Origin of the sequence: Amycolatopsis speibonae, from assembly GCF_042647925.1 — a bacterium.
Classification (GTDB): domain Bacteria; phylum Actinomycetota; class Actinomycetes; order Mycobacteriales; family Pseudonocardiaceae; genus Amycolatopsis; species Amycolatopsis speibonae.
The window spans coordinates 50,577-74,783 of the sequence record NZ_JBHRWK010000105.1; the positions used below are offsets into that span (position 1 = coordinate 50,577).

Annotated in this window: 28 protein-coding genes; 8 read left to right on the plus strand and 20 right to left on the minus strand. The window is 70.1% G+C overall.

Features of this window, described 5'->3' with window-relative positions; genetic code table 11:
* Nucleotides 1-5: 5 nt before the first annotated feature.
* The 3 genes from ACFOSH_RS41025 to hisH all read right to left on the minus strand — a co-directional run bounded on the left by ACFOSH_RS41025 (nt 6) and on the right by hisH (nt 1,804).
* Nucleotides 6-353: a DUF1330 domain-containing protein gene (locus ACFOSH_RS41025; protein ID WP_378246683.1), complete on the minus strand. Its 348-nt coding sequence runs from the start codon at nt 351-353 to the stop codon at nt 6-8.
* An 80-nt stretch (nt 354-433) separates the two neighbouring features.
* Complete coding sequence (priA, locus tag ACFOSH_RS41030) at nt 434-1,171, minus strand: bifunctional 1-(5-phosphoribosyl)-5-((5-phosphoribosylamino)methylideneamino)imidazole-4-carboxamide isomerase/phosphoribosylanthranilate isomerase PriA (RefSeq protein WP_101609431.1); 738 nt, start codon at nt 1,169-1,171, stop codon at nt 434-436.
* Between the two features lie 9 nt (nt 1,172-1,180).
* Nucleotides 1,181-1,804 carry an imidazole glycerol phosphate synthase subunit HisH gene (hisH, locus tag ACFOSH_RS41035; RefSeq protein ID WP_378246896.1) on the minus strand — a complete coding sequence of 208 codons (624 nt, stop codon included), beginning with the start codon at nt 1,802-1,804 and terminating at the stop codon, nt 1,181-1,183.
* Nucleotides 1,805-1,938: 134 nt separating this feature from the next.
* Between hisH and ACFOSH_RS41040 the strand changes: the two genes are divergently transcribed.
* Both ACFOSH_RS41040 and ACFOSH_RS41045 read left to right on the plus strand, forming a co-directional pair.
* On the plus strand, nt 1,939-2,118 hold the full coding sequence (locus ACFOSH_RS41040) for a hypothetical protein (protein ID WP_378246686.1): 180 nt from the start codon (nt 1,939-1,941) through the stop codon (nt 2,116-2,118).
* Nucleotides 2,119-2,190: 72 nt separating this feature from the next.
* A complete protein-coding gene (locus ACFOSH_RS41045; protein WP_378246688.1) occupies nt 2,191-3,363 on the plus strand; it encodes an acyl-CoA dehydrogenase family protein in 1,173 nt (390 codons plus the stop codon).
* 27 nt (nt 3,364-3,390) lie between these two features.
* On the opposite strand, the gene ACFOSH_RS41050 is transcribed toward ACFOSH_RS41045, so the two are convergent.
* Nucleotides 3,391-4,281 carry a transketolase family protein gene (locus ACFOSH_RS41050; protein WP_378246690.1) on the minus strand — a complete coding sequence of 297 codons (891 nt, stop codon included), beginning with the start codon at nt 4,279-4,281 and terminating at the stop codon, nt 3,391-3,393.
* A 4-nt stretch (nt 4,282-4,285) separates the two neighbouring features.
* The gene (locus ACFOSH_RS41055) at nt 4,286-4,978 is read right to left on the minus strand and encodes a transketolase (RefSeq protein WP_378246692.1); all 693 of its coding nucleotides are present in this window, start codon (nt 4,976-4,978) and stop codon (nt 4,286-4,288) included.
* Nucleotides 4,979-5,030: 52 nt separating this feature from the next.
* Between ACFOSH_RS41055 and soxR the strand changes: the two genes are divergently transcribed.
* Together soxR and ACFOSH_RS41065 are read left to right on the plus strand one after the other, a co-directional pair.
* Entirely contained in the window at nt 5,031-5,492 is a 462-nt protein-coding gene (gene soxR, locus ACFOSH_RS41060; protein WP_378246693.1) for a redox-sensitive transcriptional activator SoxR, read from the plus strand.
* Between the two features lie 46 nt (nt 5,493-5,538).
* Complete coding sequence (locus ACFOSH_RS41065; RefSeq protein WP_378246695.1) at nt 5,539-6,087, plus strand: RNA 2'-phosphotransferase; 549 nt, start codon at nt 5,539-5,541, stop codon at nt 6,085-6,087.
* Here ACFOSH_RS41065 and ACFOSH_RS41070 read toward each other — a convergent pair.
* Both ACFOSH_RS41070 and ACFOSH_RS41075 read right to left on the minus strand, forming a co-directional pair.
* Complete coding sequence (locus tag ACFOSH_RS41070; RefSeq protein ID WP_378246697.1) at nt 6,084-6,956, minus strand: hypothetical protein; 873 nt, start codon at nt 6,954-6,956, stop codon at nt 6,084-6,086. The two genes, ACFOSH_RS41065 and ACFOSH_RS41070, sit on opposite strands and share 4 nt — an antisense overlap.
* A gap of 46 nt (nt 6,957-7,002) precedes the next feature.
* A complete protein-coding gene (locus ACFOSH_RS41075; RefSeq protein WP_378246699.1) occupies nt 7,003-7,575 on the minus strand; it encodes a TetR/AcrR family transcriptional regulator in 573 nt (190 codons plus the stop codon).
* A 160-nt stretch (nt 7,576-7,735) separates the two neighbouring features.
* On the opposite strand from ACFOSH_RS41075, the gene ACFOSH_RS41080 reads away from it, so the two are divergent.
* A complete protein-coding gene (locus ACFOSH_RS41080) occupies nt 7,736-9,916 on the plus strand; it encodes an MMPL family transporter (RefSeq protein ID WP_378246701.1) in 2,181 nt (726 codons plus the stop codon).
* 51 nt (nt 9,917-9,967) lie between these two features.
* On the opposite strand, the gene ACFOSH_RS41085 is transcribed toward ACFOSH_RS41080, so the two are convergent.
* The 5 genes from ACFOSH_RS41085 to hisD all read right to left on the minus strand — a co-directional run bounded on the left by ACFOSH_RS41085 (nt 9,968) and on the right by hisD (nt 13,863).
* Nucleotides 9,968-10,516 (minus strand): NADAR family protein, encoded by a 549-nt coding sequence (locus ACFOSH_RS41085; RefSeq protein WP_378246703.1) that lies wholly within the window; start codon nt 10,514-10,516, stop codon nt 9,968-9,970.
* 52 nt (nt 10,517-10,568) lie between these two features.
* Nucleotides 10,569-10,724, minus strand: a complete 156-nt coding sequence (locus ACFOSH_RS41090; protein ID WP_378246705.1) for a hypothetical protein — start codon at nt 10,722-10,724, stop codon at nt 10,569-10,571.
* Nucleotides 10,725-10,844: 120 nt separating this feature from the next.
* Complete coding sequence (gene hisB / locus ACFOSH_RS41095; RefSeq protein WP_005155296.1) at nt 10,845-11,444, minus strand: imidazoleglycerol-phosphate dehydratase HisB; 600 nt, start codon at nt 11,442-11,444, stop codon at nt 10,845-10,847.
* Nucleotides 11,441-12,541 carry a histidinol-phosphate transaminase gene (locus ACFOSH_RS41100; protein WP_378246707.1) on the minus strand — a complete coding sequence of 367 codons (1,101 nt, stop codon included), beginning with the start codon at nt 12,539-12,541 and terminating at the stop codon, nt 11,441-11,443. Before ACFOSH_RS41100 ends, hisB begins: the two co-directional genes overlap by 4 nt.
* Nucleotides 12,538-13,863 (minus strand): histidinol dehydrogenase, encoded by a 1,326-nt coding sequence (gene hisD / locus ACFOSH_RS41105; protein ID WP_378246709.1) that lies wholly within the window; start codon nt 13,861-13,863, stop codon nt 12,538-12,540. The genes ACFOSH_RS41100 and hisD overlap by 4 nt, the downstream gene beginning before the upstream one ends.
* A gap of 84 nt (nt 13,864-13,947) precedes the next feature.
* On the opposite strand from hisD, the gene ACFOSH_RS41110 reads away from it, so the two are divergent.
* Nucleotides 13,948-14,742, plus strand: a complete 795-nt coding sequence (locus ACFOSH_RS41110; protein WP_378246898.1) for a carbon-nitrogen hydrolase family protein — start codon at nt 13,948-13,950, stop codon at nt 14,740-14,742.
* Here ACFOSH_RS41110 and ACFOSH_RS41115 read toward each other — a convergent pair.
* On the minus strand, nt 14,690-15,178 hold the full coding sequence (locus ACFOSH_RS41115; RefSeq protein ID WP_378246711.1) for an Lrp/AsnC family transcriptional regulator: 489 nt from the start codon (nt 15,176-15,178) through the stop codon (nt 14,690-14,692). The two genes, ACFOSH_RS41110 and ACFOSH_RS41115, sit on opposite strands and share 53 nt — an antisense overlap.
* A gap of 68 nt (nt 15,179-15,246) precedes the next feature.
* On the opposite strand from ACFOSH_RS41115, the gene ACFOSH_RS41120 reads away from it, so the two are divergent.
* A complete protein-coding gene (locus tag ACFOSH_RS41120) occupies nt 15,247-16,143 on the plus strand; it encodes an SMP-30/gluconolactonase/LRE family protein (protein WP_378246713.1) in 897 nt (298 codons plus the stop codon).
* Here ACFOSH_RS41120 and ACFOSH_RS41125 read toward each other — a convergent pair.
* From ACFOSH_RS41125 to eccB, 3 genes are read right to left on the minus strand one after another with little or no spacing between them, the layout of a single operon-like run.
* Nucleotides 16,140-16,796, minus strand: coding sequence for a response regulator (locus ACFOSH_RS41125; protein ID WP_378246715.1), 657 nt, complete (start codon nt 16,794-16,796; stop codon nt 16,140-16,142). The genes ACFOSH_RS41120 and ACFOSH_RS41125 overlap by 4 nt on opposite strands.
* Complete coding sequence (locus ACFOSH_RS41130) at nt 16,793-17,515, minus strand: response regulator transcription factor (protein ID WP_378246717.1); 723 nt, start codon at nt 17,513-17,515, stop codon at nt 16,793-16,795. Before ACFOSH_RS41130 ends, ACFOSH_RS41125 begins: the two co-directional genes overlap by 4 nt.
* A 14-nt stretch (nt 17,516-17,529) precedes the next feature.
* On the minus strand, nt 17,530-19,002 hold the full coding sequence (eccB, locus tag ACFOSH_RS41135) for a type VII secretion protein EccB (RefSeq protein WP_449224212.1): 1,473 nt from the start codon (nt 19,000-19,002) through the stop codon (nt 17,530-17,532).
* A gap of 101 nt (nt 19,003-19,103) precedes the next feature.
* On the opposite strand from eccB, the gene ACFOSH_RS41140 reads away from it, so the two are divergent.
* Nucleotides 19,104-20,189: a type VII secretion protein EccE gene (locus ACFOSH_RS41140; protein ID WP_378246719.1), complete on the plus strand. Its 1,086-nt coding sequence runs from the start codon at nt 19,104-19,106 to the stop codon at nt 20,187-20,189.
* A 441-nt stretch (nt 20,190-20,630) separates the two neighbouring features.
* Here the strand turns inward: ACFOSH_RS41140 and eccD are convergent, their stop codons facing one another.
* Genes eccD through ACFOSH_RS41160 form a run of 4 tightly spaced genes read right to left on the minus strand, consistent with a single transcriptional unit; the run spans nt 20,631 to nt 24,203 of the window.
* Nucleotides 20,631-22,007 carry a type VII secretion integral membrane protein EccD gene (gene eccD, locus ACFOSH_RS41145; RefSeq protein WP_378246721.1) on the minus strand — a complete coding sequence of 459 codons (1,377 nt, stop codon included), beginning with the start codon at nt 22,005-22,007 and terminating at the stop codon, nt 20,631-20,633.
* Entirely contained in the window at nt 22,004-22,333 is a 330-nt protein-coding gene (locus tag ACFOSH_RS41150; RefSeq protein WP_005155307.1) for a YbaB/EbfC family nucleoid-associated protein, read from the minus strand. Before ACFOSH_RS41150 ends, eccD begins: the two co-directional genes overlap by 4 nt.
* Nucleotides 22,330-22,839 (minus strand): hypothetical protein, encoded by a 510-nt coding sequence (locus ACFOSH_RS41155; protein WP_378246724.1) that lies wholly within the window; start codon nt 22,837-22,839, stop codon nt 22,330-22,332. Before ACFOSH_RS41155 ends, ACFOSH_RS41150 begins: the two co-directional genes overlap by 4 nt.
* A gap of 14 nt (nt 22,840-22,853) precedes the next feature.
* Nucleotides 22,854-24,203, minus strand: a complete 1,350-nt coding sequence (locus ACFOSH_RS41160; RefSeq protein ID WP_378246726.1) for a WXG100 family type VII secretion target — start codon at nt 24,201-24,203, stop codon at nt 22,854-22,856.
* Nucleotides 24,204-24,207 lie beyond the last annotated feature (4 nt).

Genomic DNA, 24,207 nt, shown 5'->3' on the forward strand with positions numbered 1-24,207 from the left:
ACCGCTCACGAGGCCTGGAGCGCCCGCAGTCCCGCCGCCATCGCCGCCGAGTCGTGGTCCGGCCCGCACCCGTCCACCAGGATCAGGTCGCCGGGGATGTGGTCCGCCCGCAAGTGCAGGATCTCCTGGTAAGCAGGCGACGCGTACCACTCGCGAGCCACGGCCAGGCTCGGGAACCCGATCATCACCAGCGCTCCCGGCCACTCCCCTTCGAGGGCTTCGACCTCGGCCCCGTGCACGAGGAACTCGCCGCCGAAGGGGTCGAGTGTGGCCTGGATCCGCTCCAGGTACTCGAAGACCTCCTCGGTCGGCGCACCGGTGGGGCGAAGGTGGGCGATGCCGTACGCGGTCATGATGTCCTCCCAGGTTTTGTTCTTCTGGAAGGAATCCTGACCGAACGCGGACGTGGCGTCGATTACCTGGGAGGTAAAGCTCAGAACTCCGCGACGGCGGCGAGCGCCTCGGGGAGGGTGAACGCACCGGCGTAGAGCGCCTTGCCGACGATGGAGCCTTCGACACCGTCGCGGGCCAGCGCGGCCAGCGCGCGGAGATCGTCCACACTGGACACGCCGCCGGAGGCGATGACCGGCGCGTCGGTGCGGGCGGCGACCTCGCGGAGCAGGTCGATGTTCGGGCCCTGGAGGGTGCCGTCCTTGCTCACGTCGGTGACGACGTAGCGCTGCGCGCCGTCGCGGTCGAGCCGGTCGAGGACCTCCCAGAGGTCACCGCCGTCCTGCGTCCAGCCGCGGGCGGAGAGCCGGTGCCCGGCCTCGGTGATCCGCACGTCCAGCCCGATGGCGACACGGTCGCCGTAGGAGGAGACGACCTTCGCGGTCCACTCCGGGTCCTCCAGCGCGGCGGTGCCGAGGTTGACCCGGCGGGCGCCGGTGGCCAGCGCGGCCTCCAGCGAGGCGTCGTCGCGGATGCCGCCGGAAAGCTCCACCTGGACGTCGAGCTTCGCGACGACCTCGGCGAGCAGCTCGCGGTTGGAGCCCTTGCCGAAAGCGGCGTCGAGGTCCACCAGATGGATCCACTCCGCCCCGTCACGCTGCCAGGCGAGCGCCGCCTCCAGCGGGCTGCCATAGGAGGTTTCGGTGCCGGCCTCGCCCTGGACGAGTCGCACGGCCTGGCCATCGGCCACATCAACGGCGGGAAGGAGCGTGAAAGTCACGCGCCCACTCTAAGCGAGGGTCTCGAGCCAGTTGCGCAGCAGGTGTGCCCCGGCGTCCCCGGACTTCTCCGGGTGGAACTGCGTCGCCCACAGGGGCCCGTTCTCGACGGCGGCGACGAAGTCCTGGCCGTGGTTCGCCCAGGTCACCTTGGGCTGCTGCCCGGCGAGGCCGGAGTCCAGTTCCCAGGTCCGCGCGGCGTAGGAGTGCACGAAGTAGAACCGCGTGTCCGCGTCGAGCCCGGCGAACAACTGCGAGTCCTCGGGGGCACGGACGGTGTTCCAACCCATGTGGGGGAGGACGTCGGCCTCCAGCCTGTCGACCGTGCCGGGCCACTCGCCGGCGCCCTCGGCCTCCACGCCGTGCTCGACGCCGCGTTCGAACAGGATCTGCATGCCGACGCAGATGCCCAGCACGGGACGGCCGCCGGCGAGGCGCTTGCCGATGATCTTCTCCCCCGACACCGACCGCAGCCCCTCCATGCAGGCGGAGAAGGCACCGACACCGGGGACGACCAGGCCGTCCGCCTCGAGCGCGGCATGGGGATCGGCGGTGACCTCGACGTCTCCGCCCGCGCGCTCGAATGCGCGTTCGGCGGACCGGAGGTTGCCGGACCCGTAGTCCAGGATCACCACGCGAGGAGTAGCCACGCGCCCAGGTTAGCGGACCGGATTTTCTGCGGATTCCCTGTTTCGACCTTCACTCGACTGGGTAATAAGTCCTCCGAGTGAAAGGCCGGCGCAGGACCGCCTGCACTTCTGGAGGAACGATGCGGGACGCCGACGAGCTGACTTGCCTGCTCCACGCCTGGCGCGAGGACATCGACAGCGTGCCTTTCCCTACCTTCGCGGAGCTGTTGATCCCCAAGCAGAAGCAGCGCTCCGCCCCTGCGGTGGCGGTCTCGGCATCGGTTCAGGTGACGAAGACCACCGGATGGCGCGATCGCTGACACTCGACTCCGGTCCGGTGTGTGGTTTTCTTCATGGAGCCACGCCTCACCGAGCCGACCAGGAGTGACCGCATGAGCAGCAGCCCGGATCCGCGCGACTTCCTCGATCTCGACGCCGAACTCTCCGCCGAGGACCGGGCCATCCGTGACGCCGTGCGCTCCTACGCCCGCGACCAGCTCTTGCCGAACATCGCCGAGTGGTACGAAACGGGTGCTCTGCCCGCCGCCGAACTCGCCAAGGGATTCGGGCGGCTCGGGCTGCTCGGCATGCACCTGGAGGGTTACGGCTGCGCCGGGACCAGCGCCGTCGCCTACGGCATCGCCTGCCGCGAACTGGAGGCCGTCGACTCCGGGCTGCGCAGCTTCGTCTCGGTGCAGGGTTCGCTGGCGATGTACGCGATCCACAAATGGGGCACCGAGGAGCAGAAGCGGGAGTGGCTCCCGCGGATGGCCACCGGTGAGGCGCTCGGCTGCTTCGGCCTGACCGAACCGGACGCCGGCAGCGATCCCGGCGCCATGCGGACCCGTGCGGTGCGCGACGGCTCGGACTGGGTGCTGAGCGGCACGAAGATGTGGATCACCAACGGGACCGTGGCCGACGTGGCGGTCGTCTGGGCGCAGACCGACGACGGCGTGCGCGGCTTCGTCGTCCCCACGGACACGCCGGGCTTCACCGCGAACGAGGTCAAGCACAAGCTTTCGCTGCGGGCCTCGCTGACCGCTGAGCTCGTGCTCGACGGCGTCCGGTTGCCGGAGTCGGCGGCGTTCCCCGAGGTCCGGGGGCTGCGCGGGCCGCTGTCCTGTCTGAACGAGGCGCGCTACGGGATCCTGTTCGGCGTCGTCGGCGCCGCTCGCTCCTGCTACGAAACCGCGCTGGAGTACACGCTGAGCCGGGAACAGTTCGGCAAACCGCTGGCCGGGTTCCAGCTCACCCAGCGCAAGCTCGCCGACCTCGTCGTCGAGGTCAACCGCGCCGGGCTGGTCGCGCTGCGGATCGGACGGCTCAAGGACGCCGGGACGCTGCACCACAACCACGTCAGCTTCGGCAAGCTCGCCAACGTCCGCTCCGCGCTGGAGGTCGCCAGGACCGCCCGCGCCATGCTCGGCGCCAACGGGATCTCGCTGGAGTACCCGGTGATGCGGCACATGTCGAACCTCGAAACCGTGCTGACCTACGAAGGCACCGAAGAGATGCACGCGCTCTCGCTCGGCCAGTCGGTCACCGGGCTCGCCGCCTTCCGCTGAGCTCCGTGTGTCCGAAAGCCGGACACGCTAGCGGAGGAATTCCTTGACCGACAAGGCGATCGAACCGGCGTCGAGGCCGTGGGCGAGGTCGTGGTCGGCCATCTCGCCGTAGATCCGAACCTCGGCGTCGCGCCGGACGCCGAGCGAAAGCAGCCGGTGCGGTGTCTCGGACAGCGCGCTCCCCACCGCGTGCGCGGACGTTCCCGCGAGGTAGGGCTCGACCAGCACGACGTCGGTGCTGCCCGCGGCCTCGACGGCCGAGCGCAGCCCGGCGGCGTCGAACGGCCGGATCGTCGAGGTGTAGAGCACGGTCACGTCGAGATCGGCGGTCGCCTCCATGACCCGGTCGAGCATCGGCCCGACCGCCACCACGACACCTCGGCCGCCTTCGCGCACCGTCCGCAGACCAGCGCCCAGAAGCGGTTTCGCGTTCTCCTGCGAGGAAAGCCGGAGATAGACCCGCCCGTCACCCGGGATGGACTCGAGCAGCAGCCGCCGTGCCTCTTCCGGGTGCCCCGGCACGTGCACGGTCCAGCCCGGCAACGTGTCGATGAGGGCGACGTCCCCGGGCGCCTGGTGTGTCCGCCCGGCGGTGGGCATGTCGTAGGACGCGCCCGAAGACACCAGCACGGCCCCGACGTTCTGGTGCCCGAGGTCGAGTTTGACCTGCTCGAACGCCCGCTCCACGAGGAACGACGAGAAGGTGTGGACGATCGGGCGCATCCCGGCCAGCGCCAGCCCGCCCGCGGTGCTCATCATCAGCTGCTCGCGGATGCCGACGTTGAGCACCCGGTCCGGATGTTTCCGGGCGGCGAAGGCGAGTTGTGCCGCGGAGATGTCGGCGAGCACGACGGCGACGTTCGGGTCGGTGTCGAGGACCTCGGTGACGGTGTCGAGGAACGTTTCGCGCATGTTCACGGTTTCAGGCCTTTCGCTCGACGGTCGCGATCACGGCGAGCGGCCGGTCCGGATGAGGTGTGGTGAAGGCTTCGTGGAGCGCGCCGTGGTCGCGGCCGTCGACGGTGCGGGTCGTCCAGCCCTCGATCTCGAACCGGCGCGCGATCCCGCCCGGCCAGCCGTGGGTGGCCGAGGAGTTGTCGATGACGACCGCGGTCAGTTGCGGCATGCCGATGCGGCCCGCGACCGCGATGGCCTCTTGATTGGAACCTTCGTCGAGTTCGGCGTCGCCGAGCAGGGTGACGACCTTGGCGTCACGGAATCCCTTGGCGCGCAGCCCGAACACGGTGCCGATGGCCAGCGGGAGCCCGTGCCCGAGCGAGCCGCTGGCGATCTCGGCGCCGGGCAGGCGGACCCTGTCGGGGTGGTGCCCCAGGCGCGATTCGGCCGAGGTCCAGTCCGCTAGTTCGTCCTCGCGGATGAAGCCCTTCTTCGCCAGCACAGCGTAGTAGGCCATCGGGCCGTGGCCCTTCGACAGCAGGAAGCGGTCGCGACCGGGATCGCGGAAGGTCTCCGGAGTGATGTCGAGCACGCGGTCGTAGAGCACCCACAGCACGTCCACAGTGGACTCCGCGGCGGCTTGATGTTTCTCGTCCCCGGTCATCAGCGAGATCAGCCGCGGCAGATCCTCGTAGCCGGTCTTGGTGTCGGTGGTCATGAAACGAGCGTGCAACCTCGACTTAGGTCGAAGTCAAGGCTAGCCTGGCGACGTGACGAGACTGGCTGAACACCTGAGCATCGGACAGGTCGCCGACCGCAGCGGCGTGCCCCACACGGCTTTGCGTTTCTACGAGGACAAAGGGCTGATCAGCTCGGAGCGTTCGGCGGGCAACCAGCGACGGTATCCGCGTTCGGTGCTGCGCCGGATCGCCTTCATCCGCGCCGCGCAGCGAGTCGGCCTCACCCTGGACGACATCAGCTCGGCGCTGGAGAGCCTGCCGAGGGACCACGCCCCCACCAAGGCCGACTGGGCCCGCCTTTCGCGGGGCTGGCAGGACGAACTCGACGCGCGGATCGACGCGCTGCAGCGCCTGCGGGACAGGCTGACCGGCTGCGTCGGCTGCGGTTGCCTGTCCCTGCGCAGCTGCGGGCTCTACAACGCCGACGACCAGATGTCCCGCTTCGGCCCCGGCGCGGGGAAACTGCGCCCGGCTTCCGAGGGCGGCATCTGAATTCCGTTGCCACCCGGGTACCGGATGTACGTCACTGGTACGCGAAATGGACAAGAAGAACCTCATCCGAGCCTCGAAACGGCTCTCCCGGCACCTGCGCCACGCGCCCGGTGACATCGGCATCACCTTGACCTCCGACGGCTGGGTCGAAGTCGACACGCTCTTGGCCGCTTTGCGGCGCAACGGCTTGAGTCTCACTCGCGCCGAGCTCGGCGAAGTGGTCGAGGGCAACGACAAACGGCGTTTCGCCTTCGACGAAGGCGGGCAGCGGATCCGCGCCAGCCAGGGCCACAGCGTCGACGTCGACCTCGCGCTGCCCGCCGCCACCCCGCCCGGCGTGCTCTACCACGGCACCGTGTCCCGGTTCCTGGACGCGATCCTGCACGAGGGCCTCCGGCCGATGAACCGGCACGCCGTGCAGCTTTCCGCGAACATCGAGACCGCGCGCACGGTCGGGGGACGGCGCGGCGTACCTGTCGTGCTCCTTGTCGACGCGCGGGGCATGACCGCCGCCGGGCACGAATTCCAGGTGAGCGCCAACGGTGTCTGGCTCGCCGCCGCGGTTCCGCCGGAATTCCTGCGCAAGCTTTCCTAAACGCTGCCGTTGTTCCGCAGGAGCCCCAGCGTGCCCACGGTGAACAGCCCGTTCCACTCCAGCGCTGCCGCGGGCGAATAGCTGGTGTAGTCGACCCGCCAGCCACCGTCTTCGTGCTGCCCGCCCGCGACACGGCGCAGATCCGCTTCGACGACCTCCGGCCGGAAAAGCTTCCGTGCCGGGCCGTCCGGCCGCGGGGCGAAGTCGAGCGGGCGCATGGCCTCGCCCTCGATCCCGCCGCCGACGGCGACCACGCCGTCGTCCGGGACGAACCGGGCGAGCTTCTCGACCAGGCGCGCGTCGCCCAGTGCGTCCACCAGCTTCATCGCGAAGGCGAGCACAAGCGCGTGCGGTGCCTCGTCGAGCTTCTCGATCTCGTCGAGGCAGTACCGCGTGGCCTTCGCCAGCCAGGGATGCGCGGCCACGGCGGGATCGTGCGCCGCGACGCGCTGCGCGGTGACCACGACGATCGCGGTGATCTGCAGCGAGGAGACCGACGGGTCCGCACTCGCCCAGAACGGCGCGCTGCCGAAGGGATCCGGCATCGGCACCGCGAACGGGATCCCGCCGTCGGGCAGGGAGATCGAGGCGAGCCAGTCGCAGAGTGCGGCCGCGCGCGGGCTGGTCTCCGGGCCGATGTCGGCGAAGACCTCGAAGGCGTGCAGCGCGCCGCCGGGCTGGCTGGTCGCCGAGCGGCAGTCTGGTTCGAGCCCGTGGCCGTAGCCGCCGTCGGGATTGCGGTACCCCTCCAGCGCGGCGAGCGCCGCCGCCGGGTCACCGTCCTGGAAGAGGACCTCGAAACGCCGCCTGTCGAGCAGACGGGCCTGGGTGGCCATGAAGGTGGCCGCCGACTTCAGATCGATGCTCATGAAGACAGGGTCGCGTGGATCGCGGCGCCTGTCTTGAACACATCGGTCACGTGGTGCGGCGGCGCGGGCGGTTGTAGAGCTTTCGGGCGACACTGAGGAGCGTTTCGCGCAGCGTCTCGTCGTCGAGCGACGCGACCTCGATCGAACCGCCGGCGACGGCGATCCCCGCCAGCAGCACCTGGGCCGTCACGATCGCGGTGAGATCCGGATCCGGGCCGACCAGGATCTCCAGCAGCCGGTTCTTGAAGCTGTCCGAGCTGTGCACGGATTTCTCGATCGCGCGGGCGATTCCGGGGTCGCTGGAGAACAGGGCGACCAGCGAGCGGTGTTGCACCACGAGGTCGACGAAACCGTCGAGCAGGTGGTCGATCTGCGCGCCGCGCGTGCGCTGGGCGCGGGCGTCGTCGACGATGCCCTCCAGCTCGCGCAACACGGGCTCGGCGACGGATTCGGTGATCTCCGCCTTCGTCTTGAAGTGGTAGTACACGGCCGCTTTGGTGACGCCGAGGGCGTCCGCGATCATCTGCAGCGAGGTGCCTTCCACGCCGTGTTCGGTAAACAACCGCAACGCCGTGTTCAGTAGTCGCGTGCGGGTGTCCTCCGCGTGGACGACGTCCATGATCCCTCCTCGTTCAGCCGTCGGAGATTACGTCAAGCGTGGCCGCCAGGCCAAACGAGTACTAGCCGTGCGGCTAGTCACACACTTGCCGATCGGCTTGTAGCTCCCTAGCCGATCGGCTAGCTTGGAATGAACCTGATCGAGTGAACGGGAGATGTTTGTGGCCAGCTTCCTGTACCGCCTGGGCCGGTTCTCGTTCCGGCGCCGGGCACTGGTGACGGCGGTGTGGGCCGCTGTCCTGGTGGCCCTCGGCGCGGGGGCGCTGACCCTGTCCGGCCAGCTTTCGAACTCGGTGACCATCCCCGGCACCGAGTCGCAGAAGGCGATCGACCAGCTCGCGGACCGGTTCCCGGAGGCCGCCGCCGGTGGCGCGACAGCGCGCGTCGTCATCTCGACGCCCGGCGACATCACCGACGCCGCCGGACAGGCGGCGATCGCGGGCCTCGTCACCGGCCTCAAGGACGCGCCGAAGGTCGCCGGAGTGGTCGACCCGCTGCAGGTGCAGGCGATCTCGCCCGACAAGCACGTCGCGCTCGCGCAGGTCAGCTACCGCGTCCCGGGCTTCGAGCTCACCGACACCGACCGCGATGGCCTGATGGCCGCCGCGAACTCCGCCAAGGCCGCCGGGTATACCGTGGACTTCGGCGGTGACGCCGTCCAGGCCATGCCCGCGACGAACGCCACCGAAGGCCTCGGTGTCGCCGTCGCCGCCGTCGTCCTGATCATCACCTTCGGCTCGCTGCTCGCGGCCGGGATCCCGCTGCTGACCGCGCTCATCGGCGTCGGCATCGGCATGGCGGGCATCACGACGGCGTCCGGCTTCCTGGAACTGAACACGAACACGCCGGTGCTCGCGCTGATGATCGGCCTCGCCGTCGGTATCGACTACGCGCTCTTCATCGTTTCCCGCTATCGGCACGAACTGACGCTCGGGCGGGATCCCGAGGAGGCCGCCGGACGAGCCACCGGCACGGCGGGCTCCGCCGTGGTGTTCGCCGGGCTGACCGTGATCATCGCGCTGGCGGGCCTGACCGTCGTCGGCATCCCGTTCCTCGGCGAGATGGGGGTCGCCGCGGCGATCACCGTCGCCATCGCGGTCGTCATCGCGCTCACCCTGCTGCCCGCCATCCTCGGGTTCGCGGGCGGCAAACTGGCGGGCGGCAAGATCCGCTTGCGCCGCAAGGAAAGCGAGACGACCCACGGCGAGCGCTGGGCGCGTTTCGTGGCCCGGCACCGGGTCCCGGTGCTGATCGCCGCGATCGCCGGGCTCGCGATCGTCGCCGTCCCGGCCGCGAGCATGCAGCTCGGCCTGCCGAACGACAGCACCGCCGCGCCGGACTCCACCCAGCGCAAGGCTTACGACACCGTCGCGCGCAGCTTCGGCGAAGGGGCGAACGGCCCGCTGGTGATCGTCGTCGACCTCGGCGGCAGCACCGACCGGCAGGCCGCGCTTCAGCAGGCCGCCGCGGGCATCGGCGGACTCCCCGAGCGGCCGATCGTCACGCCGCCGAAGACCAACCGGGACGGCGACCTGGCGTTGCTGACCGTCATCCCGAAGAGCGGCCCGAGCAGCACCGCGACCGAAGACCTCGTCAGCGACATCCGCGGCTTGAACACGGGGCTGGGCACGGCCACCGGCGCGTCGCTGGCGGTGACCGGCCAGACCGCGGCCAACATCGACGTCTCGGAGAAACTCGCCGACGCGATGCTGCCCTACCTCGCGCTGATCGTCGGGCTCGCGTTCCTGTTGCTGATGCTGGTGTTCCGCTCGATCGTGGTTCCGCTGAAGGCGACGCTGGGCTTCCTCGGCTCCGTGGTCGCGACGTTCGGCGCCGTGGTGGCGGTGTTCCAGTGGGGCTGGCTCACCGACCTGCTCGGGGTGAAGACGACCGGGCCGATCATGAGCATGCTGCCGATCCTGCTGATCGGCGTGCTGTTCGGACTCGCGATGGATTACCAGGTGTTCCTGGTGACCCGGATGCGGGAGGAATACGTCCACGGGGCCGACCCGCAGCAGGCGATGGTCACCGGCTTCCGGCACGGCTCCCGGGTCGTGGTCGCCGCCGCGCTGATCATGATCAGCGTGTTCGCCGGGTTCGTCCTCGCGGAGTCCTCGCTGATCCAGTCGATCGGGTTCGCGCTGGCCTTCGGGGTGCTGGTGGACGCGTTCGTGATCCGGATGACCATCGTGCCGGCGCTGATGTCGCTGCTCGGACGTGGCGCCTGGTGGCTGCCGAAGTGGCTGGATCGCGTGCTGCCGGACGTCGACGTCGAAGGCGAGAAGCTCGCGAAGCAGCTGGACGCTCCTGACGAGCGTGAGCTGGTCGACGCCTCGAAGTAAGTAAGTACGTGAAGGCCTCCTTCACTGCGCTAGACGCAGTGAAGGAGGCCTTCACGTACTGCGTGCCTCTCCCAACGCGAAACCGAGCAGGTTCAGGCCACGCCAGCGTTCGGCGTTGTCGACGTGCGGATGGTCGGCCGCGAGCCCGATGCCCCAGACGGCGTCCAGCGGACTGGCCTCGACCAGCACCCGGTTCTTGGTGCCGAGCAGGAAGTCGCGCAGGGCCGGGTGCTGCCCGAACTTGGCGACCGTTCCGGCGAGGACGATGCCGTAGCGCTCGTCCTCCCAGCGGCCCTGCTCGAATCCCCGTACTTCGCGCCCCAACGCCTTGGCTTCACGCGGATGCCGGGCTTTGAGGATTCGCGCGGCGCTCTCGGCGTCGTCGAACAGGAACGCCTTGCGCCACATCATGTAGTGCTCGGCCGTCGGAAACGTCTCGCCGTCCGCGGTGAACCGGGCAGGCCACCACTGACTGAAGCATTCCGGCCCGATCGTGCCGTCACGCCGAGGCTGATGACCCCAGAAGAAGAGGAACTTGACGCGGCTCCCCGATCGCTGGAGCCGGACGACTTCGGCGACCGTGCGCGGGTTTCCGGACATGACGGACAGCATGCCCGCCGCCGTCACGGCACGCAGCCGATTTACGCGGTGGTCAGGACAGCCAGGCGATGGCGCCGCCGACCGCAAGCACCGCGCCGATCCCCAGGACGACGGCCATGAACTTGACGCTCTTCCAGGTCGCGTAGACGCCGCCGATCAGGAAGCCGCCGAGCGCGAACAACAGCACGGCGATGGTCGTGTTACTCATGCCCGCCAGGCTGCCACACTCGCGGCCACCCGACCTCGCCGGGTGCGACCCCACGCAATTCGTCCTCTGGATGCGGTCCTTGCGCGTGCAAGTACCGCATCCAGAGGACTAAACGCGGGGTCAGAGGACACCCTTCGTGGACGGGATGCCGCCCGCCCGCGGGTCCGGCTCGGTGGCGGCACGCAAAGCGCGCGCGACGGCCTTGTACTCCGCTTCCGCGATGTGGTGCGGGTCCCGGCCGTGCAGCACCCGCACGTGCAGCGCGATCTGGGCGTGGAACGACAGCGAGTCGAACACGTGCCGCGTCAGGACGAACGGGTAGTTCCCGCCGATGGTGAAGCTGTTGAACTGTTCCGGCTCGCCCAGGTGCACGCAGTACGGGCGCCCGGAGACGTCGATCGCGGCGTGCGCGAGGGTTTCGTCCATCGGGATCCACGCGTCGCCGAACCGGCGGATGCCGCTCTTGTCGCCGAGCGCCTGCCGCAGCGCCTGGCCCAGCACGATCGCGGTGTCTTCGACGGTGTGGTGCGCGTCGATGTGCACGTCACCGGTCGCCTGCACCTTGAGGTCGAGCGAGCCGTGCACGCCGAACGCGGTGAGCATGTGGTCGTAGAACGGGACACCGGTGTCGATCTCCACCTGCCCCGTGCCGTCCAGGTCGAGCTGGACCGAAATGGACGATTCCCTGGTGGTGCGATCCACCTTGCCGACGCGACTCATCGCGGCACCTCCTTGCTGGCCTCGAGAAAGGCGTCGTTCTCTTCCGGCGTCCCGATGGTCACCCGCAGGTGTCCTTCGATGCCGACGTCCCTGATCAGCACACCGTTGTCCAAATAGGACCGCCAGGTCGCGGGCGCGTCCGCGAACCGTCCGAAGAGGACGAAGTTCGCGTCGCTCGGGACCGGCGTGAATCCCAAGCCCAGCAACGCTTCCACCACCCTGTCGCGTTCGGCCGCGAGTTTGGCGACCGAGGCGAGTGTGGCGTCCGCGTGCCGCAGCGCGGCCCGTGCGGCGGCCTGCGTGAGCTTCGAGAGGTGGTACGGCAGCCGCACCAGCTGGAGCGCGTCGACGATCGCGGGCGCGGCCGCGAGGTACCCGAGCCGTCCACCGGCGAACGCGAACGCCTTGCTCATCGTGCGCGACACGATCAGCTTCGCCGGGTACTCCTCGAGCAGTTCGACGGCGCTCGGCTGCGACGAGAACTCCGCGTACGCCTCGTCGACCACCACGATGCCCGGCGCCGCATCGAGCACCCCGCGCAGCTCACCGAACGGGATCGACCCGCCGGTCGGGTTGTTCGGGCTGGTCACGAAGACGATGTCCGGACGGCGTTCGCGCACCAGCGCGGCCGCCTTCTCGGTGTCGAGACTGAAATCGTCGCGGCGCGGCACCGGCAGCCAGTCGGTGCGGGTGCCCGCCGAGATGATCGGGTGCATCGAGTACGACGGCTCGAAGCCCAGCGCCGACCGGCCGGGGCCGCCGAAGGCCTGCAGGATCTGCTGCAGGATCTCGTTGGACCCGTTGGCGGCCCACACGTTCGACTCCGACACCAGCACGCCGGTGGACACCGCGAGGTAGTCCGCGAGGTCCTGCCGCAACGCGACGGCGTCGCGATCCGGGTAACGGTGCAGCGAAGCCGCCTCGGCGCGGACGGCCTCGGCGACGTCGGCCACCAGCGCGTCCGGCGGCGGGTAAGGGTTTTCGTTGGTGTTGAGCCGGATCGGCACGTCCAGTTGCGGGGCGCCGTACGGGGTCTTGCCCCGCAGGTCCTCCCGCAGCGGGAGCGCGTCGAGCGTGATCTCCTCGCCGATGCTCATGCCCGCTCCCCCTCGAACCGCGCCGTGATGGCCTCGCCGTGCGCGGGCAGGTCCTCGGCGTTCGCCAGCGCGACGACGCGGCCGGCGATCTCGCGCAGCGCGTCCTCGCTGTAGTCGACGACGTGCACGCCCTTGAGGAAGCTCTGCACCGAAAGCCCGGACGAGTGCCGCGCGAACCCGCCGGTGGGCAGGACGTGGTTCGACCCGGCGCAGTAGTCGCCGAGCGAGACCGGCGCGTATGCCCCAACGAAGATCGCGCCCGCGTTGCGCACGCGGGCCGCCACCGCCCGCGCGTCCGCGGTCTGGATCTCCAGGTGTTCCGCGGCGTACGCGTCGACAACACGGAGGCCGTCGTCCACTCCTGATACCAGGATGACGCCGGACTGTTTGCCGCCCAAGGCCTCCGTCACCCGCTCGGAGTGCTTGGTCGCGGCGACGCGACCGGTGAGTTCCTTGTCGACGGCGTCCGCGAGTTCCTCGGACGTGGTCACCAGCACGCTCGCGGCGAGTGGGTCGTGCTCGGCCTGGCTGATCAGGTCGGCGGCGACGTGCACCGGGTCGGCGGTCTCGTCGGCGAGGATCGCGATCTCGGTCGGGCCCGCCTCGGAGTCGATGCCGATGATGCCGCGCAGCAGCCGCTTGGCCGCGGTGAGGTAGATGTTGCCGGGCCCGGTGACGATGTCGACCGGCTCCAGCGTCGCGCCGTCGGTGTCGGTGCCGCCGTACGCGAGCAGCGCGACGGCCTGCGCGCCGCCGACGGCCCAGACCTCGCCGACGCCGAGCAGTTCGGCGGCGGCCAGGATCGTCGGGTGCGGGAGCCCGCCGAACGCGGCCTGCGGCGGCGAACACAGCACGAGCGTGCCGACGCCGGCGATCTGCGCGGGGACGACGTTCATCACCACGGTCGAGGGGTACACCGCGAGCCCGCCCGGCGCGTACAGCCCGACGCGCTCGACCGGGATCCAGCGCTCGGTGACGGTGCCGCCGTCGACGACCTCGGTCGTGACGTCCTGGCGGCGCTGGTCACCGTGGACCTTCCGGGCGCGGACGATGGACTCCTCCAGCGCCTCGCGGACAGCAGGGTCCAGGTTTTCGAGCGCGCTGGTGAGCTCCGCGGCGGCCACCCGGACGCCGGCGGGACGGACCTTGTCGAACTTCTCGGTGTATTCGAGAACCGCTTCGACGCCGCGATCGCGGACCGCCTCGACCACCGGCCGGACGTGATGCAGCGCCGCGTCCACGTCGTACTCGGCACGCGGGAGCGTGCTCCTGAGTTCGGCAACGGACGGGACCTGTCCACGCAGGTCGGTACGGTTCAGCATGAGTCAAGGGTACGAGGTGGCCCGATCGCCCCGAGCAGGCACACTGGGGTGGTGACCAGCGATCCCACGATGAGGGAGGCCGTCGTGCCGCGAATCGGGTTGTGCCAGCTCACGACCGCCGAGGATCCCGAAACGAACCTGAAGCTGATTCGCGAAGGCGTGGCGGCCGCGGCGGCCGACGGCGCGCGGATCGTGGTCTTCCCCGAGGCGACCATGGCGCGTTTCGGCATCCCGCTGAAACCCCTCGCGCAACCTCTGAACGGCCCCTGGGCGTCCACTGTGGCGTCCATCGCCGAAGAACACGGCGTCGTGGTCGTCACGGGCATGTTCACGCCGTCGCCCGACGGGCGCGTGAGCAACACGGTGCTCGTCACCGGCGCCGGGCAGCACTTCGGCTACGACAAGATCCACCTCTACGACGCGTTCGGGTTCGCCGAATCCGACACGGTCGCGCCGGGGACGGCGCCGGTCACCTTCGAGGTCGACGGCGTCACCTTCGGCGTCGCGACCTGTTACGACCTCCGCTTCCCCGAACTGTTCCGGAAGCTGGCCGACGACGGCGCCGACATCGTCCTCGTGCCGACGTCCTGGGGCGCGGGCGAGGGCAAACGCGAGCAGTGGGAGGTCCTGGTGCGCGCCCGCGCGCTCGATTCCGGCTGCTGGGTCCTCGGCTGTGGGCAGGCCGATCCGGCCACGACGTCGACCCCGGTGAACCCGAAGGCGCCGACCGGGATCGGCTACTCGACGGTGTCCGACGGCTTCGGACGCGTCCACACGCAGCTGGGCGCCGGTCCGGAGCTGGTGGTCGTCGAGGTGGATCCCGCCGTCAGCGAGAAGGCGCGGGCGGCGACGGGGGCACTGGCGAACCGTCGCCTTTAGCGTCCACAGACCGCTCGAAGAAGGATTCGAGCACCACGATCGTCTGCGTCCCTGTGACGCCCTCGATGGCGTACAGCCTGCGTAGCGACGCTTGGAGCTCCTCGGTGGTCGGCGTGCGCACCTTCACCAGGAGCGAGGCCGGGCCCGCGATGATGTGCGCCTCCACGACCTCCGGCAACGCCTCCAGCGCGGCCTTGGTCGGCGAGTCGCCCATCCAGGAACCGGCCTCGACCAGCACGAACGCCATCACCCCGCGACCGACCGCCGCCGGGTCGACATCAACGGTCGTGCGCCGGATGACGCCCTGTTCGCGCAGCTTGCGCACCCGCTCGTGCGCGGCGCCCGCGGACAGTCCGACCGCCTTGCCGAGCGCGGCATACGCCTGAGTCGCGTCCTGCTGCAACTCGGTGAGCAGTATGCGATCCACCTCATCCATGGGTTGACCATATCAAGTTCAGCAGTTCATGATGATTGCAATATCTCATTCTGAGTTCTGGGGTTTTCATGGACAAGGTCAAGGCACACTTCGAGGTCCTCGACGAACGGTTCGCCCGCGTCAACGGGGACGAGTGGATGCGGCGCCTCCACACCGGCTGCCGGTGGACCGAGGGGCCCGCCTACTTCCCCGCCGGCCGGTACCTGGTCTTCAGCGACATCCCGAACGACCGCGTCCTGCGGTGGGACGAGACGACGGACGCGGTCGGCGTGTTCCGCGAGCCCGCCGGCTTCCACAACGGGCACACCGTCGATCGCCAGGGCAGGCTCGTCAGCTGCGAACAGGGCGGCCGCCGGGTGACCCGCACCGAACACGACGGCACGACCACGGTGCTCGCGGAGACCTACCAGGGCAAAAAGTTCAACAGTCCCAACGACGTCGTGGAGAGTTCGGACGGCGCGATCTGGTTCACCGACCCCAGTTACGGGATCGACAGCGACTACGAAGGCCATCAGGCGGACAGCGAGATCGGCGCCTGCCACGTCTACCGCGCCGACCCGGTGGACGGCTCCGTGCGGATCGTCGCGGACGACTTCTCCCGGCCGAACGGGCTCGCGTTCTCACTGGACGAATCACTGCTCTACATCGTGGACACGCGACAGAATCCCAGCCACATCAGGGTTTTCTCGGCGGAGCAGGGACGGCTCTCCGGCGGCGCGATCTTCGCGACCTGCGACGCCGGTGTTTTCGACGGGGTACGGCTGGACGCCGCCGGGCGGGTCTGGGCGGCCGCGCACGACGGCCTGCACTGCTTCGCGCCCGACGGCACGCGGATCGGGAAGCTGCGCGTGCCGGAGGTCTGTTCGAACCTGACCTTCGGCGGGCCGCGACGGAACGACCTGTTCATCACCGCGTCCAGTTCGGTCTACACGCTGAGGGTGAACTTCTCGGGACCGCGGTCCTAGCGCAGCAGGCCCTCGCGGATCGCCACGCGCACGAACCCGGCCCGCCGCCGTTCCCCGGTCTTGTCCCGGATCCGGTCGAGATAGGACCGCACCGTCCGCACGCTGATGTTCAGGATCTCCGCCACGTCGATGTCCCGTTCGCCGGCCGCGACCAGGCGCAGAACCTGTTTCTCCCGTTCGGACAGCACGATCTTGGGGCCGGCGTGGCGATCTTCGCTGTCCTGGATGATCATTCCGGCCAGCGTCGGCGACACGTACGCGTTGTCGTCGGCGATGGTGCGGATGGCGCGCAGGAGTTCGTCGCCGTCGACGTCCTTGGAGAGGAAGCCCTTCGCCCCGGCCTGCATGGCGCCCAGAACTTCGGGCTGCTCGGCGTGCGCGGACACCACGAGCACCTTGTGCCCCATCTGCCCCACTTCGAGCACCGCCGCGGCATCCTGGACGCCGCGCAGCTTGAGGTCGAGGACGACGACACTGCCCGGAGGCTGCTCCTGGACGGCGAACCGCGCGACGGAATCGGCGACGGCGCCCAGCTCGATGTCGGGCGCTTCGGTGAGGACGCGCGCGACGGCGTCCCGGTACAGCGGATGATCCTCGATCACCCCGACGTTGATCGGCGTGGTGCGTTTCGGCTGCTGCTCGTCTGCGTTCACCGGCGTCCTTCGAATCCGCCCGCGTCGTCGCGGGGCGCGACCGGCCGAGACGGGCCGGGCACCTCCGGAGGAGACGCGAGCCCGAGCTGGATGGCCTTGCGGACCAGACCGGCCCGCCTTCTCTCTCCGAGTTTGTCACGGATCCGGTCCAGATAGCCGCGGACAGTCCGGACCCCGATCCCCAGGATGCGGGCGATGTCGACGTCGCGTTCGCCCGCCGCGACCAACCGCAGGACCTGTTTCTCCCGCGCGGAGAGCGCGACGTCGGGAGTCCGCACGGGACGGTCGGCGTTGTCCTTGATGATCATTCCGGCCACCACCGCGGAGACGTAGGCCCGTCCCTGCGCGACCGTCCTGATCGCGATCAGCAGTTCGTCGACGTCGACGTCCTTGGACAGGAATCCCTTCGCGCCGGCGGCGATCGCGCCGAGCACCTGTTCGGGCTCCGCCTGCGCGGACACCACGAGCACGTGATGGCCCAGTTCGCACACCTGCAGCACGGCCGCCGCCCCGGCGATCCCCGGCAGGCCGAGGTCGAGCAGCACCACGCTGCCGGGCGGCTGCGGGTGGACGTGGAACCGGGCGACCGAATCGACCACGGCGCCCAGTTCGATCCCCTCGGCCTCGGCGAGGACCCGGACCACGGCGTGCCGGTACAACGGATGGTCTTCGATCACCGCGACGTCGACCCGGTCGGTCTCCGGCCTGTCTTCAGTCATCTGCACGTTCCCGCTCACCCCGTCCCACCTGCCGCGGACACCGCACGGCCCGCCTGCGCCGGATCCAGCGCGGGACCGCGCGGAACCAGTGCCAGCAATCCATTCGGAACCGGTTGCCGGTCGGCTTGGCCGTATCCGAGGGAAGCGAGTGCCTCAGTGCTCGCCACCGGGTACTTCAGGCCCGTGTCGGTCACGACGTAGACCGTGCCGGAACCGGATTCCGCCACCACCGCGCCCCCCGACGGAGGCACGAAAACCGCGTCGGCGACCAACGCGTCCGTGCGCGCCGTCACCGGGATCGCCTTCGCACCTTGCGGCAACGGGACCTGTGCGGAGATAACGATTCGAGAACCCTGCGCGCATAACGTCACGGACTGTCCGGTAACGGGCGCTTTTCGCGGGATCCGGTCCGGATACTCCGCGGGATCGGCCCCGCCCGCCCTCGCCGTGCCGACCTTCGGCACCGCGGCGACGTCGGCCGCGCGGACCGCGACGGGGGCCGGGACGCCGGTGTAGGCGTCCGCGTTCTGCGGGGTGTTGATCAGCAGGCTCGCCTCGGTCTGGCCGATCGGTTCGAGCCCTTCGGCGCGGACGAGGTAGTACGACGTCGCGTCCTTGGGCGACGCCATCGCGTCGATGACGCCGAGCACCGAACCGACCTTCGTCGCGGTGCCGCCCACCTTCGGGCCGGGCCGCCCGGCGTCGTCGACCGCGCGGTAGGCCAGATCGCGTCCGGCGGCGACGGTGCCGATCCACCGGGAGGACACCGCGATCGCCGGATAGGTGTCGAACTGCAGAGCCGTGGCGGCCTCCGCGGTGAGCTTGTAGCGGCGTCCCGCGGTCACGAGATACCGCTCGCCCTCGGGGACGCGGACCACGACGGCCTGGTCCTTCGGCAGGTCGACCCCGGCGGCGGGTGCGCCGAGGAGCACCGTCGTCTCCGGTTCGGCCGACGCGGGCGCGTCCTGGGTCGTCCGCGAGCAACTCGTCCACGGGGTGTTCACCAGCGCGGTCGCCGCGGGCAGCGAGTCGGGGGCGCCGGGGATGCCGATCTGCGCACCGCGCGGCGCCTTCGCGAGCTTGTCCGAAGGGACGGTCACGGTGGCTTCGCCGTTGCCGCCCGCCATCAGCCGCGCGGAGGCGTAGTTGAGCACGGGGTGCAGCGCGCCGTCCTGCCCGAGGATGTAGCGCGCGCCGGTGCCCTCCTCGACGATCACCTTGCCGCCCGCCAGCCAGTCCTTGCCGCCGGAGGGGTTCAGCAGGCCGATCACGCCGAAAACGGCGGTGACGAGCAGTGCCACACCGAGGCCGCACAGGGTTCCGATGACCAGCCTGCGGCTCGGGGCGACCGGGTGATTGGCGTCAGCCGAGACCAGTGCCGAAACCAGTCTCCTGCGGAGGAATTGGTAGGCCTGAATCTGGTCCCGCTGCGTCCACACGCTCCCGTCCCCCGCCGTTCGTGCCCACCTCAGTTCGAGGGTGCTCACGTTAAGTTCCGGCGTCACCGCGCGGTGAGGGTATTTTTTACGCCCCTCCCCCGTGTGGGGCGCGGCTAACGTCGGGCGCGTGCACGGAGGAGGGGAATTCCTTGTCGGTTGAAGCCCCGGCGGTGGGGACGCCCCGCCAGGCCCCGGAACAGACGCCCGCTCACGGCGTCGCGGGCGCGGCGCCGCTGCCCTGGCTGCTGCCGATCCGCCCGCTGCAGGCGGCGCTCTGGGAGATCGCCGGGATCGCGATCCTGCTGGCCTTCACCCTCGACGGGATCCCGCAGGCCGCGCGGATCAGCATCGCCGCCGGCGGCGGCGTCCTCGTACTGACGACGTCGGTCCGCTTCGCCGGACGCCACGCGGCTGGCTGGCTGCTCACTTGGGCCGGCTACCGGCTGAAGCGCCGCGACAAGCACGAGGTCCCCGATCCCTTGCACCGGCTCGCCGGTCCAGTCCGGGTGCGTCAGCACGTCGACCGCGCGGGCAACCGCTTCGGCGTCGCCGAGGTCGGTGACGGCTGGAGCGCCATCGTGCGGCTCACTCCCGGCGCCATGCAGCCCGGGCCGGACAAGCTGGCCGGCATCTTGCGAGATGCGTACGCGAAACCCGGGATTCCTTTGTCCAGCGCGCAACTGCTGACCTGGACAGTCCCCAATGGACAGTCCCTGCTGCGGGTCCGCTGGCTCACCGTCCGGTACCGGCCCGAGGACGCGCCGATCGCGGCGCTCGCCCGCGGCGGCGGCGAACTCGGCGCGCTGCGGAGTACCGCCTGTGCGGCGCTGGCGCTGATGGGCGAACTGGCCGAGGCCGGCTTCGAGAGCACGGTGCTGGAAGCCGGTGAGGTGGCGGAAGAACTCCGCGTCGCGCTCGGCAGTGGCCAGGACGCGCCGGTGGCCGGCTGGCGTTCCTGGGACTGGGGTGGTGCGTCGCAGGTCTGCTACCGGCCCCGGTCGGAGCGGGATCTCGCGCGGACACTGGATCTTCACGTACCCGGCTCGGCGTTCACCGCGACTTCGTACACGCTGTACCGGTCCCCCGGCGGACGGGAGAAGTCCGAGGTGACCATCCGGGTCGGCGGGCGGCCGGGAACGGAGACTGTGCGGCCCGGCGGGATCGCGGTGACCCCGCTGCACGGACGGCACGCGGCGGCGGTGCGGCGCACCCTGCCGCTGGCGCTGGAGGACTGAGGGGACTGTCCGTGAAGGATTCCTTTCCTCTCTGAGGGTAGGGAAGGAATCCTTCACGGACGTAAACGCAGTTATCGGGCCGAAAGGCAAAGGTGTCTTGTCGGTCGGGGTGAAGGGGACTTTCACGCATCGCATGCAGGGAAGGTTCCCTTCGCATCACGTCCGCAAGGGTTCCGGCGTCCTGAGCAGCGACGCGGAATGTCCTGAAGGGCCCCTTCAGGACGTTGAACGTCTTAAAGGGGCCCTTCAGGACACGACGTCGAGTCACCGAACCCCAGCTGCCCCGACGTGGCATTAGGGGCACTCACCGTCCCCAATGCCACATTCGGCGCACACCTCAACGGCGCGCCACGTTTGCCTTACCCCTCAATAAGTCCTCTGGATGCGATCCTTGCGCGTGCAAGTACCGCATCCAGAGGACTAACTGCGTAAAGGGTGGGGTCAGCCCCGGACGGCCTCGTAGACCCCGGCGATCATGCCGACGAACGGGATCAGCGAGAGCAGCACCAGGAACTCGACGATGTCGAGAGTCCTTGCCCAGTAAGGAGAACGGCGCCCCTTCGCGACCCGCGTCGCGTAGGTGAGACAGACGCCCGCCGCGACGACGACAGCGCAGCCCGCGGCGAAAACGAACGACCTCGGCCCGCCCACGGCGAGCCAGAACCCGGCCGACGCCAGGGAAGCCGCACCGAAACCGATGAGCACGAGCCGCTGCGAACGGCCCGCGAAAGCGCGCGAACGCAACATCAGCGCCAGTCCCAGCAGCGCGCACAAGCCCGCTTCCCAAGCCCCGCCGGAAGACGCCAGCACCACCGAAGCCGAAACCACGGTGAGCCCGAGCGCGACGAGCAGCCCGGTCAGCAGCGCCTGCGCGTAGGTCGTGCCACCGATCATGTCCTCGCCGAGCGAGGCGTCCTCGTCGGCGCGGAACGCGTCCATGTCGTCGGGCACCCGGGGCAGCGGGAGCCTGCCGAGTCGCAGCGCCAGCATCGGCGCGACCGCGGCCAGCGCCGTCGCCACGACGGCGACCACGGCGGCCGCCGAAACCGGGCGGACGTCGGCCAGCAGGACGATGGCGGTGGTGATCGCGCCGAGCCCGGCCGACACGGTCACCGCGACGAACCACGGCAGCCGGTCCGCCACCGAAACGGCCGCGATCACGCCGTACACGGTCACCACGGCGAGCCCGGCGCCCAGCGGCCCGGCCGACAGGGAGAAGAACGGATGCGGCGACAGGATCGACATCCCGGCCAGCAGTGCCGCGCCGACACCGGCGAGCGCGCCGGCCGCACCGGCCTCCGCGTCGCCGTACGCGCGGCTCAGCGCGCCGCCGCCCAGCACCAGTACCAGCGCGAGCAGCCCGGTCCCGATCGGCGCCAGCACACTGCCGGACGCCGCCGCCTGCACCAGCAGGCCACCGGCGAGCAACAGCACCACGGACGCGACGATGCCCGCCTTGCGCGCCACCGACGGCCCCCACCGGCCGGTGCCCGCCTCGGCGACGCTGGCGATCGAATCGACGACGTCGTCGAACAGCAACGGACCCCGCGGGCGTTCCCGCGGGGTCAGGTGGAGGACTTCACCGTCGCGCACCTGTGCCGCGGCGACCGTGAGCCCGAGCGCGAGCGGAGCGCCGCCGAGCCGGGACAGCACCCAGCCGGGATGCTCGGCCGACGCCTGCCCCGACGCGCCCGCGAGCCGCACGAGCTGCGGGACGAGCTCGGCGAACGTGCTCTGCTGCGGCAGCGCCACGTCGACGCGCGCCCGCGGTGTCACCACCGTGACGCGCCGGGTGGAGCCGGCGATCGCGGCCGTCATGCTTCGATCGACTTGGCGGACTCGATGACCGGGGCGAACTTGGCGCTGCTGGCCTCGGCCAGTTTCTGCAGCCCGTTGTTGACCGCCTCCAGCACGATCTCCGAGATGTTGCGCGCGTCGTACTGGCGCAGCGCGCGCGGGTCGATGTCGATCGAGGTGAACCGGCCGTCACCGCGCAGCACGACGGTGACCTCGTTCTGCCGCGAGTGCGCCTTGACCTCCATCGCCTCGACCGAACGCTGGATGCGCTGCACCTCTTCGGTCTGCTTGCGGACCTGGTCCAGCAACTCGTCCATGTCCGGCATGGCGTAGGGGTCGGTGGTCACGAGTCTTCTCCTTCATCTGCGGTGAAATCCCGCCGGACGTGGACGCTGCCCACGAACCGCCGGAAGTCGTCGCCGAGGCCTCGGGCCGCCTCGGGCGTTGCGGTGCAGGCGATCTCAAGGATCAGCCGCTCGGCCGGGCTCTCCCCCGGCACGGTCAGCTGCACCTGCGTCTGGACGAGGTCCTGCCCCTCGCCGGTGCGGATGCGCAGCACCTGCGTCACCCCCGGCGCGATCCCGGTGCCGATCACCTTGCGCCGCACCACTTCGAGCGCGGCCATCGACCGGCCGAGACGTTCGACGGCCTCGTCGGCGATGTCGGTGATCTGCGCCGGATCGGGTCGCTGCCCGACGCTCAGGGTGATGTTCGGGGTGAAGTCCTCGTGCGTCCCGGAACGCACGGCCACGAAGACCGCGCCTTCGGCACCGACGGACGACGGCTCCACGGGCACCCACCCGTCGGGGATGTCGAATCCGAGCGGGAGGGAAACCCGGTCCTGCGTCGCCATCGCACTCATCCCCGTCACCACGTGCCCACGTAGGAGACCGCGTCGTCCCACGCCTCGCCGACGGCGTCCGCCGCCTGGCCCGCCGCGCCGCTCACCGCGTCGACGGCGACGCCGCCGTACTCGCCGACGGTGTCCGCGATCTTCGGCAGGTCGATGTCGATCTTCGCGCCGATCCCGGCACCGAGGCCGAGGGCGACACCCGCCTTGAAATTGACCTTGATGTGCCCGGCGTCGTAAACGGCCTGGCCGTCGAGCTGTGCGCCGAGTCCGTATTGGAGGGTGCCGCTCGCGCCGACGCCCACTCCGGCCACGTCCGCCGCGAGCTCGCCTTCGACCTTACCCCCGACGAAAGCGTTGGCGTGCACGCCGACACCGTGCGCCCCCGCCTGGAGCGAACCGTTCACCTCGCCGCCGACGAACGCGGTCCCCTTGGCGCTGCCCGAAGCGACGCCCCATTCCTTCTTGCCTTCGAGTTCTTCCTTGAAGGCGGCCAGTTCGGCGTGCCCGGACGCCTTGACGTCCCAGCCCTGCGAGGAGACCTTGGCGTCCCACCCCGGGGTGAAGCCGTCCTGCTCCTGCTTCCACTTGGCGTAGGTGATCTCAGTGTTGCCCCAGGCCTTGTCGCGCAAGCCGTCCGGCTTCGGCCTGCCGAACGGCGTGTCACCGGCGCGCGGGGCGCGAGTGCCTTCGAGACCGTCCCAGGTGAGCTTCTTCCAGCCGGAATTGCCGAACCAGGAAGGGTGCGAGCGCGGGCGCTTGCGACCGTCGAGCGCGTCACCGTTGAGCCAGTACAACGGGCCACGGCCCCATTTGCCGAGTTCGTGCTCGATCCGGCCGGTGCCCTCCGGCGGGAACAGCCGCGCGAGTTCTTCGCTCAGCTCGTCGGCGATCTCCCGCGCCGCCTGCGCGGCACGCTCGCCGAGCTGGCGGGCGGCGGAGATGAACGCGTTGACCGCGTTCGCGTTCGCCGTCCGCGCCTGACTGGTGAGCTGCGCGGCGTACTGGTCGAACTGGGCGAGAATCGAGTCCACACAGGACTTCGCGCCCTGCAGGGCCTGCGCGCCCGCCCGCAGCCGGTTCGACTGGTCGCTCAGTTTCGCGCCGAGCTCACCGAGCTCCTGGCTCGTTTTAGCCGCGGACGCCGCGAACGCGGTGTACGCGTCGCCCTCCCAAGACGCGTTGAGCTCCTTCGCCGCCTTGCCGATCTCGTCCGCCCTGCCCGAAACCGTCGACGCCCGCTCGCCGCACCGCTGCCCCGCCGCGCTCAGCGACGAGGGATCACCGGTGACCCGCCGCTGGTACTCGACCACGAGCCGCCGGTAGTTCGACAGGATCGAGCTGACGACACCCGACGCGTCGACCACACCG

What these genes read in the sequence shown, in the direction of transcription:
- ACFOSH_RS41025 (WP_378246683.1), bottom strand. Translation starts at nt 353, where the DNA reads ATGACCGCGTACGGCATCGCCCACCTTCGCCCCACCGGTGCGCCGACC.
- ACFOSH_RS41040 (WP_378246686.1), top strand. Translation starts at nt 1,939, where the DNA reads ATGCGGGACGCCGACGAGCTGACTTGCCTGCTCCACGCCTGGCGCGAG.
- ACFOSH_RS41045 (WP_378246688.1), top strand. Translation starts at nt 2,191, where the DNA reads ATGAGCAGCAGCCCGGATCCGCGCGACTTCCTCGATCTCGACGCCGAA.
- ACFOSH_RS41055 (WP_378246692.1), bottom strand. Translation starts at nt 4,978, where the DNA reads ATGACCACCGACACCAAGACCGGCTACGAGGATCTGCCGCGGCTGATC.
- ACFOSH_RS41065 (WP_378246695.1), top strand. Translation starts at nt 5,539, where the DNA reads ATGGACAAGAAGAACCTCATCCGAGCCTCGAAACGGCTCTCCCGGCAC.
- ACFOSH_RS41070 (WP_378246697.1), bottom strand. Translation starts at nt 6,956, where the DNA reads ATGAGCATCGATCTGAAGTCGGCGGCCACCTTCATGGCCACCCAGGCC.
- ACFOSH_RS41075 (WP_378246699.1), bottom strand. Translation starts at nt 7,575, where the DNA reads ATGGACGTCGTCCACGCGGAGGACACCCGCACGCGACTACTGAACACG.
- ACFOSH_RS41085 (WP_378246703.1), bottom strand. Translation starts at nt 10,516, where the DNA reads ATGTCCGGAAACCCGCGCACGGTCGCCGAAGTCGTCCGGCTCCAGCGA.
- ACFOSH_RS41090 (WP_378246705.1), bottom strand. Translation starts at nt 10,724, where the DNA reads ATGAGTAACACGACCATCGCCGTGCTGTTGTTCGCGCTCGGCGGCTTC.
- hisB (WP_005155296.1), bottom strand. Translation starts at nt 11,444, where the DNA reads ATGAGTCGCGTCGGCAAGGTGGATCGCACCACCAGGGAATCGTCCATT.
- ACFOSH_RS41100 (WP_378246707.1), bottom strand. Translation starts at nt 12,541, where the DNA reads ATGAGCATCGGCGAGGAGATCACGCTCGACGCGCTCCCGCTGCGGGAG.
- hisD (WP_378246709.1), bottom strand. Translation starts at nt 13,863, where the DNA reads ATGCTGAACCGTACCGACCTGCGTGGACAGGTCCCGTCCGTTGCCGAA.
- ACFOSH_RS41115 (WP_378246711.1), bottom strand. Translation starts at nt 15,178, where the DNA reads ATGGATGAGGTGGATCGCATACTGCTCACCGAGTTGCAGCAGGACGCG.
- ACFOSH_RS41120 (WP_378246713.1), top strand. Translation starts at nt 15,247, where the DNA reads ATGGACAAGGTCAAGGCACACTTCGAGGTCCTCGACGAACGGTTCGCC.
- ACFOSH_RS41130 (WP_378246717.1), bottom strand. Translation starts at nt 17,515, where the DNA reads ATGACTGAAGACAGGCCGGAGACCGACCGGGTCGACGTCGCGGTGATC.
- eccD (WP_378246721.1), bottom strand. Translation starts at nt 22,007, where the DNA reads ATGACGGCCGCGATCGCCGGCTCCACCCGGCGCGTCACGGTGGTGACA.
- ACFOSH_RS41155 (WP_378246724.1), bottom strand. Translation starts at nt 22,839, where the DNA reads ATGGCGACGCAGGACCGGGTTTCCCTCCCGCTCGGATTCGACATCCCC.